Source organism: Mycobacterium simiae, assembly GCF_008370645.1.
Lineage (GTDB): Bacteria > Actinomycetota > Actinomycetes > Mycobacteriales > Mycobacteriaceae > Mycobacterium > Mycobacterium simiae_A.
The window spans coordinates 1-11616 of record NZ_VTZN01000157.1; the positions used below are offsets into that span (position 1 = coordinate 1).

Consider the following 11616-nt stretch of genomic DNA (forward strand, 5'->3'; position numbering starts at 1 on the left):
CGGTGTTCAGCTCCATCGACCATTGGGGCCGCTACGCCTACGGCAACCAGCCGGTCATCGCCGGGTGGAACCTCGCCCGGTTCGCCGAGGCGCTGCTTCCGTTGTTCGCCGAGGATACCCAGGAGGCCATCGCCCTCGCCGAGCAGGCGCTCGGGGTGTTCCGCATCCGCTATGACGCGGTGTGGTCGTCGGGCATGCGGGCCAAGCTGGGGTTGCGCACAGCCGGCACGGTGGTGGACGAGTTACTACCGATGCTTCAGGACAGCGGTGTCGACTACACCTCGTTCTTCCGTCACCTCGGCCAAGCCGCCCGCGGCGACGCCGAACCCGCGCGCGGACTGTTCGTCGACCTCGCCCGGTTCGACGACTGGCTGTCGCGGTGGCAGGCCCTGGGACCGGAGGCCGAGCTGATGGACCGGGTGAACCCGATCTACATCCCCCGCAATCATCTCGTTGAGGAGGCTTTGGCAGCGGCGACGGACGGCGATCTCCGTCCCGTCGAACGGCTACTTGAGGCCGTCACACACCCGTATGCCGAACGGCCGGGTCTGGAGCGCTACGCCCGTCCCGCGCCCGAGGATTTCGGCGCGTACCGAACCTTCTGCGGCACCTAGAGCGAGCCATCGCCTACTCTGCTGACCACACCACAGCAGAAGGGGCTAACGATGACCTGGCAGATCGTGCTGTTCACCATGTGCTTGATCGTCGCCGGAGTCGCGGCCTTGCTGTGGATATTCTCCACCGGTGACAAGACCCGCCTCCGCGGCAGGTCAGTGACAATCGGAGCCCTGGCAGCAGCAGTCTTCTTCTTTCTCGTGGGCAGTTTCACCATCGTGGGCACCCGCCAAATCGCGATCGTCACCACGTTCGGTCGCCCCACCGGCGTGAGCCTCAACAACGGCTTCCACGGCAAGTGGCCGTGGCAGATGACCCACCAAATGGACGGCGCAGTGCAGATCGACAAGTACGTCAAAGAGGGCAACAACGACCAGCGGATCATGGTGCGGCTGGGCAATCAATCCACCGCGCTGGCCGATGTCAGCATCCGCTGGCAACTCAAACAGCCCGCTGCCCCGGAGCTGTTTCAGCAGTACAAGACCTTCGACAACGTGCGAGTCAACCTGATTGAGCGCAATCTGTCCGTGGCACTCAACGAGGTGTTCGCCGCGTTCAACCCCTTGGACCCGCAGAACCTGGACGTCTCCCCGCTGCCCAACCTCGCCAAGCGCGCCGCCGATATCATGCGCCAGGATGTTGGCGGCCAGGTCGACATCTTCGACGTCAACGTGCCCACCATCCAGTACGACCAGGGCACCGAGGACAAGATCAACCAGCTCAACCAGCAACGAGCCCAGACCTCGATCGCGGTGGAGGCCCAGCGGACCGCCGAGGCTCAGGCCAAAGCCAATGAGATCTTGTCCCGGTCGATCAGCAACGATCCCAACGTTGTGGTGCAGAACTGCATTACCGCCGCGATCAACAAAGGGATCAGCCCGCTGGGGTGCTGGCCGGGCAGCTCGGCGCTGCCCACGGTTTCGGTGCCCGGGCGCTAGCCGACAAGATTGGTCCCCATGGACTTCCCGTTCGCCGGCACAGTGCGCGCCCGCTTGGGCCGCCGCGACGCCGAGTTCGACTTCATCGAGGAGTTCGAACACGAGGCCTTCGACGCGGAAGTGGCCCAGGACACGCCGGACACCGTCGATCTGCCCTCCGCCGAGCCGGTCCTGCTGCTGCAAAAGATGGAGAACCGGCTGATCCGGCAGCATCTCGCCAATCCCGAGGTGCTCAGCGACGTGGAACTGCGCAAGCTGCGCTATATCCTCAACTTCGCCAGACTTGCTGACTTCGAACCGGGCGCTGCCGGCCCCAGCGGGAGCCGTGGACGTGGTGACATCTCGGTCGGGGCCGAAATCGCGCCGTGGCGATCCAGGGTCACGGACGCGCTGTACGGACCGCTGCGCGAGGAGGCAGATGCGGTGACGGCGTTGCGGGCGGCCCGCGAGGTGCTGGAAAGACTGGCTGCCGACCAGGCCGATCAGCGGCAAGTGCTCATCGAACGCCACGGCAATGACTTCTCCCCCGCCGAGCTGGACGCCGAGGTCGGCTACAAGAAGCTGGTCACGATCCTGGGCGGCGGCGGAGGAGCCGGTTTCGTCTACATCGGCGGCATGCAGCGGCTTCTGCAGGCCGGTCAGATACCGGATTACCTGATCGGCTCCTCGTTCGGCTCCATCATCGGCAGCCTGGTGGCGCGCACCCTGCCAGTGCCGATCGAAGAGTACGTGGAGTGGGCCAAGACGGTGTCGTATCGCGCCATCCTCGGGCCCGAGCGCTTGCGCCGCCGTCATGGCCTGGCTGGAATGTTCGCGCTGCGCTTCGACCAGTTCGCTCTGGCGTTGCTCAGCCGGGCCGACGGGGTACGAATGCGTATGTCCGACTTGGCAATTCCATTCGACATCGTGGTCGCCGGAGTGCGCAGACAGCCTTATGCGGCGCTGCCGTCCCGGTTTCGCCGTCCGGAACTGGCGGCACTCCAGTTGCGGTCGGTTCCCTTCCGTCCCATCGGGATCGGACCGTTGGTCGCGGCCCGGATGTGGCAGGTGTCCGCCTTCATCGACTTGCGGGTGGTCAAACCCATCGTGATCAGCGGCGACGACCCTGAGCACGACTTCGACGTCGTGGACGCGGCGTCATTCTCCTCGGCCATCCCTGGCGTGCTGCACCATGAAACGCGCGAGCAGCGCATGGTCTCGATCCTGGACGCCCTGTGCGCTCAGAAGGACATCGCCGCCCTCGTCGACGGCGGCGCAGCCAGCAACGTGCCGATCGAACAGGCCTGGAAGCGGATTCGCGACGGAAAGCTCGGCACCCGTAATGCTTGCTATCTGGCCTTCGACTGCTTTCATCCGCAATGGGAACCCCGCCACATGTGGTTGGCTCCGATCACCCAGGCCGTCCAACTGCAGATGGTGCGTAACCTGCCCTATGTCGACCACCTCGTCAAGTTCCAGCCGACCCTGTCGCCGATCAACCTGGCGCCCTCGGTGGCCGCCATCGACCGCGCGTGCGAGTGGGGACGTACCAGCGTTAACGAGGCGATCCCCGTGACGGCCGCGCTGCTGCGGCCGACGTGGTGGCAAGGGGATAGCCCTCCGGTCGTCGCGCCCAAAGCCCGCGCCAAGTCGGTGGCGTCATCGATGAGCTCGGTGCTGGCGGCGATTCAATCGCCGACGAGCCGCTGGGGATGGTGGCGAAACCGCCATTTGACGTAACAGGCGATGGCTAGCATGACTTTCATGGCCGAGCCGGTCCCGGCTTCTGACAAAACCGCCGCACTCGATGATGCCCGGACGGCCGCCGTGCCGAACTCCGCGCCAACCGATCCGGTGCACGCCGGGTGGTCGCGCAACGAAAACGCCGACGATTCCCCGGACACCGCCGGCGAACCGGCCGTCCAGTCATGGCGGACGACGTGGGGCAGAGCGGCCGCGCTGCTTCTGGTCGGTCTGGGATCGGCAACGCTCATCATTGTCGGCGGGTGGGCGTTAAACACAACAAAGTCACCTAACGAGGGTGTCGCACCATCGTCGGCTGCCCAAACCGCCCCGCAGCGCGGTGCAACGGCGCCCACGACGTCTGCGCCGGCTCCCGCTGCCACCATCGCCTCCACCCCGGAACAGGACAGCCGGTATATCGCCGCGCTCAACGACCGGGGCATTACCTTCGCCAATCCCGAAGCGGCGATCTACAACGGCAAGTTGGTCTGCATGAACTTCCGTCAGGGCATGACGGTCCAGCAGATAGTCGCGGAATTTCGGGCCAGCAATCCGGGACTGAGCAACAGCGCCGACGCATACGTGGCGATCTCCATGCGCACCTATTGCCCATAGCGCGCCCGGGCACCCACGCACCGGAAACCAGCGAACGAGTCACCGTCGACACGAATGCTACCCAGCGGAGCGGCGTCCCCGGCGAAACGGCGGCAGCTGCACCACTGTGACCACGACAGCTCCGATCGCTAATCCGATAGCTGTCGACACCCCGGTGTTGACCAGCCAGGCCACCACCGCACCAAGTGATCCAACGCCGTGCTGCACCCGCTCTTCGAGGTGGTGAACCAGGCGGTAGGGCGTGTGCCAGCCAACACGGTCGCTGCCCACCAACAGGATGTGACCGCCCACCCAGAGCATCGCCACCGTCCCCACCGCCGCAAGCACCCTCAGCACTTTCGGCATCCCGGCGACCAGGCCCCGGCCGACCTGCTGTCTGAATCGGGAGCCGGTCTCAGCAAGCCGCAAGCCGACGTCGTCCATTTTGACGATGGCACCGACGGCCCCGTAGACGACGGCGGTGATGGCTAGGGCAACTACGACGAGGACGACGAGCCGCGACGCGAACCCCTGGCTCGCCACCTCGTTGAGGGCGATCACCATGATCTCGGCGGACAGAATCAGGTCGGTGCGGACCGCGCTGCGCACCACATCGTGCTCGTCGACCAGCGCAACGTCATCATCATGACCGCGGAAACTGCCCCAGGTTTTTTCGGCGCCCTCGTAGCAGAGATACGTCGCCCCAAGCATGAGAATCGGGGCCAGCAGCCACGGAGCGAACTGACTGAGCAGCATCGCGATCGGCAAAATGAGCAGGAGCTTGTTGCGCAGCGAGCCGATCGCGATGCGTTTGATGATGGGAAGTTCGCGTTCGGCGGTGATCCCGTGGACGTATTGCGGTGTGACCGCGGTGTCGTCAACGACCACCCCGGCAGCTTTGGCGGTCGCGCGGCCGGCCGCGCTGCCGATGTCGTCAATTGAGGCCGCGGCCAGCCGCGCCAGGGCCGCCACGTCGTCCAGGAGACCGAACAGGCCCGCGCTCACCGCGTCTCCCCCATAGCGATTGAGATTACCGTCAGCGGAGCGCCGGCCACGTCGGCGCAGTCCAGTGCACCACCTTGACCGCCGTCATCTCGTCGAGCAGTTCGGGGCTGAAGCCAAAACCACTGCCGCTGGCTCCCCGCGGCTCGGATGCTCAACTGAGCCCGCGGCATCTCTAAACCGGGCGCGATCGGCACCTTGGCCACTATGCCGCCGGTATGCGGGTCGAGGATTGTCAACTCATACTGCTCAGAGCATCGACACGTCCACGGGTTGGTCCAGCAGTATGCGGCCGGGCAGCTCGCGTGACGCCTCGTTGACCTGAAAGTGGGCGGTGGCGGTAAATGCGTCACGAAACCGACGCTGCAGCGGCGAGCTGTCGTAGATGGCGCTACCCCCGCCCAGGTCGTACATGGTGCGCACCACATCGGCCGAGGTCCGCACCGCGTGCGTGGCGGCCAGGCGCAGCCGGTTGCGCAACGTCACCGGCACCGCGGCGGCATCGTGGCTGGCCTGCCAGGCGGCGTCGATCGCCTCGTAGTAGAGCGCGCGAGCGGCACCCAGAGTCGCTTCGGCTGTCGCCACTGCGGCTTGGGTGGCCGGACGTTCAGCCAGAGTGCGTGTCGAGCCCAACCCTTTTTTGCCTCCGGCCAGCTCGACGAGGTCGTCGATGGCGGCGCGGGCATTGCCTAAGGCGGCTGCCCCGATGGACAGTGCGAAGAACCCGAATACCGGAAAGCGATATAGCGGCCGATCCAGGGTCGGTCCGTCGAACACCGATAACACCCGATCGGCGGGCACGAAAACGTTGTCGGCCACGCTGTCATGACTGCCGGTGCCGCGCAGACCCAGCGTGTGCCAGGTGTCGAGCACCTGCAGGTCGCCTTTGGGCAGTGCTAGCACTGCAGGCACCCGCCGATCGTCGACGAAGCAGCCGGCGAACAACATGTCGGCATGGGTAATCCCGCTGCAAAAGGGCCAGCGTCCGGACACCACGACACCGCCATCGACTGACCGCGCTGTGCCGCGCGGCGCCCACACCCCCGCCGCGACACCCCGCCCGCCGCCGAACATTTCGTCGCGGCTGGATGCTGGCAAGTAGGCCACCAGCAGGGCGCTGGTGATTGCGATCGATACGCACCAGCCCGCCGAGGCGTCGCCCCGAGCCAACGCTTCGGCGCACCGCAGCGCCGTTTCGGGCGCCAATTCCGGTGCTTCCACCTCGTGGGGCATGGTGGCGCGCAGGAGTCCGGCCTCGCTCAGCCGGGCAACCAACTCCCCTGGAAGTCGGCGGTCGCGATCGATCTGTTCCGACATCTCCCGGGCCGAAAGTGCGATCTTTTCAGCGAGTTTCTCGATGTCGGTGTCGCTTCGATTCATCGGGTCTCCTGTCACGGCGGTAGTCCGGTTACGTTACTCCGGAGGCCGGGCCGGGCTTTCACACCTAGACCGTCGATCCGATCAAAGACCGTCGGCCGGACCGGGTGGCCGCGTACGCTGGAGACTGCGAGCGGCCTGAGCGGTAACGATCCCGACCTCAAGTCATTGCGAATTGATAAGCACGTCGAAACACGTTGCCAAGCAGAGCCATCCGCATCGCCGGGCAGATTTAGGGTTTCATCGTGCAACGTCGGACGGCTCTGAAACTGCCACTGCTGGTGGCAGTGGGCACGGCACTGGCCCAAGGGCCACGTGCCTATGCCGAAGCGGGTCGGTGGTCGGCGGACCGGGCTAACAATTGGTATCGCGGACAAGGCTGGCTGGTCGGCGCGAACTACATCACCTCGAATGCCGTCAATCAGCTCGAAATGTTTCAGTCGGACACTTTTGACCCGCGTCGCATCGATGCCGAGCTGGGCCTGGCCCGGTTACTCGGGTTGAACACCATGCGAGTCTTCCTCCATGATCTGCTGTGGGTCCAAGATCCCTGGGGCTTCCGAAGTCGCCTCGCGCAGTTCGTCACTATCGCGGCGCGCCACGGCATCAAACCGCTCTTTGTCTTGTTCGACTCCTGTTGGGACCCACTCCCCAAACCAGGCCCCCAACGCCCGCCCAGACCGGGGATACACAATTCCGGTTGGGTGCAGAGCCCCGGCGCTGAACGTCTAGGTGACCAGCGCTACCACAGTGTCCTATACGACTACGTCACGAAGATATTGAGCCAATTCCGCAATGACGAGCGCGTTTTGGGTTGGGACCTATGGAATGAGCCCGACAATCCCGCGCGCGTGTATCGCAAGGTGGAGCGCAAGGACAAGCTGGGGCTGGTCGCGGATCTGCTCCCCCAGGTGTTCCAGTGGGCCCGTGCGGTTGATCCTGCTCAACCGTTGACAAGTGGCGTCTGGCAAGGAAGTTGGGGAGACCCGAGGAACCGCAGCGCAATCAGTGGCATTCAACTCGACAATTCCGATGTGATCACGTTCCACAGCTATGCCGCACCAGGGGAGTTCGAGGCCAGAATCGCTGAACTTTCCCCGCTCGGGCGGCCAATCATCTGCACCGAGTACCTGGCACGGTCGCGCGGCAGCACCGTTGAAGGAATCCTGCCAGTTGCCAAGCGGCACAACGTTGGTGTGTTCAACTGGGGTCTGGTGGCTGGAAAAACTCAGACATACCTGCCGTGGGATTCCTGGGACCACCCCTACCAAGCGCCTCCCAAGGTGTGGTTCAGCGATCTGCTATGGCCCGACGGGCGGCCGTATCAGGAGAGCGAAATTCAAGCGATTCGCAAGCTGACGGCGCAACAGGAATAGCCGGCACTGGGCTGTGGTCAACCTCCAAACGAGCCTTAGCCGCGGTGGGTACCGTCGCGGATGGCACCGACGAGGTCCTCGAACAAATCTTCCAGTGCCACCATGCCGACAACATCGCCATGGACGTCGGTGACAAGCGCGAGGTGGCTGTTGCTACGAAGCAGCGTCGACAAGGCCTCAGCCAGCGACAAGGTGCCAAGCAGCCGCGGCAATGAGCGCAAAGCCGATCGGTCGATCACCGCGTCCAGGTCGTCGATAACTGGCAGCACGTCCTTGATATGGACGTATCCGAGGTAGCTGCCCGACGGCTCGACAATTGGGAAACGCGAATATCCGGTTTCCACCAGCGCCCGCTCGATGGCGCGAACCTGCGGTCCGCTGCCGTCTGGCGCGACCGACACCGCCCGAACCTGGGCCAGCGGCACCGCCACGTCGGCGACAGCCCGGTCGCGGATCCGCAGCGCGCGGGTGAGCCTCACATGCTCCTCCGGGTCAAGCAGCCCCGCCGAGCGAGATTCGGCGATCATCTCTGCAAGTTCGACGGTGGATACCGTGATCTCCAGTTCGTCTTTAGCCTGCACGCCCAGGGCAGCTAGCGAGATATTGGCACACCAGTTGTAGAAGGCAATAAACGGGCGAGCGATGCGCATCCAGATCAGATACGCCGGAATGAGTAGCATTGCAGCCTTTTCCGGCCCAGCGATGGCGATGTTCTTCGGCACCATTTCACCAAGCAACACGTGTAGCACCACCATGATGCTTATCGCCACCACGAATGACGCGGTGTGCAGCAGTGTTTCGGGAATGCCGGCGACGTGAAACGGCTGCTCCAGCAGGTGAGCCACGGCTGGTTCACCGATACGGCCCAACAGAATCGAGCACACCGTAATGCCCAACTGAGCTCCAGCCAGCATCAGCGACAGGTTCTCCCCGGCGCGAATAACCGTGAGCGCATCGCGCCTACCTACTTCGGCGAGCGTTTCGAGGCGGTCACGCCGCGCCGATATCAGGGCGAATTCCGCCCCCACGAAAAATGCGTTGGCACCCAACAACAGCACCGTCAGCATTACCCCGATGAGGTCACCCATCTGGCTTGCCCGGGTGTGCACTGCGGCCGCGATGCCCAAGCCTGATGAGATGAAGCAGGTCGATACGCCGGCCTTCCATGCGCACCACCGTCGCGCGCCACCAGACCGGTTCCGCATAGGCAGACGCGGGATCGAACTCTTCGATCTCCACCGACTCGCCCTCGACCGGTATGTGGCCCAGTTCGCGCAACACGAACCCGCCAATGGTCTCGTAGTGGCCCTCGGGGGCGCGGTATCCGACGGCTTCGAACACCTCATCGATGCGTAACAGGCCGGGCACCTGCCAGCCATTGCCAGAGGGCGCCACCACCGGGTCCGGCTGATCGTGTTCGTCGCGTACCTCGCCAACGATCTCCTCGATCAGGTCCTCCATGGTCACCATGCCAGCGGTGCCACCGTATTCGTCGACAACCAGCGCGGTCTGCAGTGCGCTGGCCTGGATCGGCGCCAAGACAGCATCGCCATCCAGCGTTGAGGGCACCATCGCTACCGCCTGGGCCAGGTCGGCCAGCCGAATCCGGGTCCGCTCCGGTCGTGTCAGCCGGAATACCTGCTTGACGTGCACGATGCCGATGGTCTTGTCTAAGTCACCGTCGACCACGGGAAAGCGCGAGAAACCTGTTTCGATGGCCTTGGCGATCAGGTCTGCAGCAGTGTCGTCGGCTTGGAGTACCTCGATCTCGGTGCGCGGTGTCAACAGCTCGTCGGCGGTGCGAGCCCCAAACCGCAATGATCGGTCGACCAGCGTCGCGGTACTCGGATCGAGAGAACCGCGGCGAGCCGAGCGACGCACCAGTGCGACCAACTCTTGTGGCGAGCGAGCTGAACGCAGCTCTTCGGCCGGTTCGATGCCCATCCGGCGCAAGATCACGTTGGCAGTGCCATTGGTCAACCGGATCAGCGGTGTGAGCAGTACCGAGAACAGCACCTGAGGGGCTGCGGCGGCACGCGCAGTGGCTACTGGTTGAGCGACCGCGAGGTTCTTGGGCACCAGCTCGCCGAACACCATCGATACCGAGGTGGCGATCACCAGGGCCACAGCCAACGCCACACCCACCGAAAGGTCATGGGGTAACCCCGCCGCTGTCAGAACCGGCCGCGTCAGGCGGGCGATCAATGGCTCGGCCAAGTATCCAGTGATCAGCGTGGTGATCGAGATTCCCACCTGCGCACCAGACAATTGAAATGACAAGGTGCGATGGGCATGCTGGACAAACTGATCCCGTCGTCCACCCGTGCGCGCGTTAGCGTTTACTGTGCTGCGTTCCAACGCGGTCAGCGAGAACTCCGCGGCCACGAACAGGGCGGTGCCCCCCGTCAGCGCCAGGAAGGCCAACAGCTCAAGCAGCGTTCGGATGAGACTCATGGCCGTTGCGGGTGTGCCGGGCAGCAGCCCGGCTGGCTATAGGCCGGCTCCGGATCGAGAGATTCAGCCGCGCCCGCACCCGCCGGTGCTCCGCCCGACGAAGCCTCGGCTCCAACATCGCCCCCGGCACGCTTCCCCTTCCTGGTGGCCGCCGGCCACTGGCTGATTTACTCGGCCCGGAAAGCCTCAGTCTACCGGCGGCCTTGGTGCATCCCACCGGCGTTGCCCTGCGCCATCTTGTCTCGTCGGCTCTACCTGTTGGGCTCGTCCGGCGCTCTGACCTCGGTTTTTGCCCATTCTGCTCAGTTGGCGCGCAAACGCCCCTAGGGTAGAGGCAGCGGCGGCTACCAAGCGGGTGATCGCACCCGGGTCAACGCCGAATCCCACTCCACCCCGCAGACTGGAGAAGACGGGTATCGACGATGAGCCCACGCAGTTCCGCCGGCAGTAACGGCAAACGCCGAGCTATCAAACACGGTCTGGCCGCCGCCGTCCGATGGGCCTTCATCGCCTGCTGTTTGGTAGCGACGATTACCGCATGTTCGCACTCCAGCACAACGGCCACGACGAGCACCGCGCCCGCATCACGCGTCGATGCGTTGATCGTCGGTGTGGAAGAGGTGCGACGCATCGCACAGTACGAGGAGCTGACCGCACATGCGCACGCGGATTTGCGTAATCCGCCGTCGGGAGACACTAATGCTCCAGGCCCTTGTCGGGCAGCGGGAACCAGCGATCTCACTTTCGGAAGCGGCTGGACCGAGTTTCGCAGCGCCGGGTATCACGGCATCACCGATGACCTCAAACCGGGCGGGCCCGCCCTAATCCAGACGGTCAGTCAAGCCATTGCGTTCTACCCAGACCCCAGCACTTCCAGGGGCGTACTTCACCAACTCGAGACAGCACTGCAAGCGTGTGCCGCGCTGCACGACCCCAACTACGAATTCGACCTCACCCACCCGGACTCGTCCACCCTGAAGATCAGCACCAACGACGGTTGGTGTCACCTCTACCGCGAAAAGTCCTCGTTCTTGATATCCGTCGGCGTGTTGGGAATCGAACCGGCAGACCAAATCGCGACGAGCGTCCTGCAAATCATCAGCGATCGCATCCGGTAGCACACGGGCACCAGGCTTGGACAACCATGACGACTACCGGAAGCGACGTGGCGGCGTGGTCCAGGATCACGCGGGCGTGGTGGTGCGGTGGGCAGGGTAGGCGTGAATAGTCGCGGCGCTAAGTTTCGGAACGGCGTGGATCAGGTCATGTTCGGCCTGGTGGGCGATGCGATGAGCGTCGGCCAGGCTCAACTTCTGGTCGATGTCCAGTTCAACGTCTGCGAGCAGACGGTGCCCGCTCCAACGCATCCGCACGCTGCGCACCAGACACACCCCCGGCTGGACGGCCAGGGCGGCCTCCGCGGTGTCGATGAGCGTCGGATCAACAGCGTCCATCAGGCGATGGAACACATCTCGCACCACGGTGCGCAGCACGGCCACGATGGCCACGGTGATCAGCAGGCCCACGATCGGGTCGGC

General features: G+C 64.4%; 11 protein-coding genes. 6 read left to right on the forward strand and 5 right to left on the reverse strand.

The genetic code is table 11. From position 1 onward, the window contains the following. The 4 genes from F0Q45_RS20380 to F0Q45_RS20395 all read left to right on the forward strand — a co-directional run. A partial coding sequence (locus F0Q45_RS20380) for a protein adenylyltransferase SelO family protein (protein WP_188113050.1) occupies positions 1-614 on the forward strand: 614 nt, incomplete at its 5' end. A 51-nt stretch (positions 615-665) separates the two neighbouring features. Then, positions 666-1553, forward strand: a complete 888-nt coding sequence (locus F0Q45_RS20385; protein WP_149655672.1) for an SPFH domain-containing protein — start codon at positions 666-668, stop codon at positions 1551-1553. 18 nt (positions 1554-1571) lie between these two features. Next, positions 1572-3272 (forward strand): patatin-like phospholipase family protein, encoded by a 1701-nt coding sequence (locus F0Q45_RS20390; RefSeq protein ID WP_149655673.1) that lies wholly within the window; start codon positions 1572-1574, stop codon positions 3270-3272. A 24-nt stretch (positions 3273-3296) separates the two neighbouring features. Further along, on the forward strand, positions 3297-3890 hold the full coding sequence (locus F0Q45_RS20395) for a DUF732 domain-containing protein (RefSeq protein WP_262491085.1): 594 nt from the start codon (positions 3297-3299) through the stop codon (positions 3888-3890). Between the two features lie 57 nt (positions 3891-3947). Here the strand turns inward: F0Q45_RS20395 and F0Q45_RS20400 are convergent, their stop codons facing one another. Both F0Q45_RS20400 and F0Q45_RS20405 read right to left on the reverse strand, forming a co-directional pair. Continuing rightward, positions 3948-4874 carry a DUF808 domain-containing protein gene (locus tag F0Q45_RS20400; RefSeq protein WP_149655674.1) on the reverse strand — a complete coding sequence of 309 codons (927 nt, stop codon included), beginning with the start codon at positions 4872-4874 and terminating at the stop codon, positions 3948-3950. Positions 4875-5120: 246 nt separating this feature from the next. Next, a complete protein-coding gene (locus F0Q45_RS20405) occupies positions 5121-6251 on the reverse strand; it encodes an acyl-CoA dehydrogenase family protein (protein ID WP_149655675.1) in 1131 nt (376 codons plus the stop codon). A gap of 242 nt (positions 6252-6493) precedes the next feature. Between F0Q45_RS20405 and F0Q45_RS20410 the strand changes: the two genes are divergently transcribed. Beyond that, positions 6494-7624, forward strand: a complete 1131-nt coding sequence (locus F0Q45_RS20410; protein ID WP_149655676.1) for a 1,4-beta-xylanase — start codon at positions 6494-6496, stop codon at positions 7622-7624. Between the two features lie 35 nt (positions 7625-7659). Here the strand turns inward: F0Q45_RS20410 and F0Q45_RS20415 are convergent, their stop codons facing one another. Both F0Q45_RS20415 and F0Q45_RS20420 read right to left on the reverse strand, forming a co-directional pair. After that, positions 7660-8712 (reverse strand): hemolysin family protein, encoded by a 1053-nt coding sequence (locus F0Q45_RS20415; RefSeq protein ID WP_149655677.1) that lies wholly within the window; start codon positions 8710-8712, stop codon positions 7660-7662. Then, on the reverse strand, positions 8705-10078 hold the full coding sequence (locus F0Q45_RS20420; protein WP_149655678.1) for a hemolysin family protein: 1374 nt from the start codon (positions 10076-10078) through the stop codon (positions 8705-8707). Before F0Q45_RS20420 ends, F0Q45_RS20415 begins: the two co-directional genes overlap by 8 nt. 422 nt (positions 10079-10500) lie before the next feature. On the opposite strand from F0Q45_RS20420, the gene F0Q45_RS20425 reads away from it, so the two are divergent. Continuing rightward, on the forward strand, positions 10501-11196 hold the full coding sequence (locus F0Q45_RS20425; RefSeq protein ID WP_149655679.1) for a sensor domain-containing protein: 696 nt from the start codon (positions 10501-10503) through the stop codon (positions 11194-11196). A gap of 66 nt (positions 11197-11262) precedes the next feature. Here F0Q45_RS20425 and F0Q45_RS20430 read toward each other — a convergent pair. After that, a partial coding sequence (locus F0Q45_RS20430; protein WP_306439459.1) for a cation transporter dimerization domain-containing protein occupies positions 11263-11616 on the reverse strand: 354 nt, incomplete at its 5' end.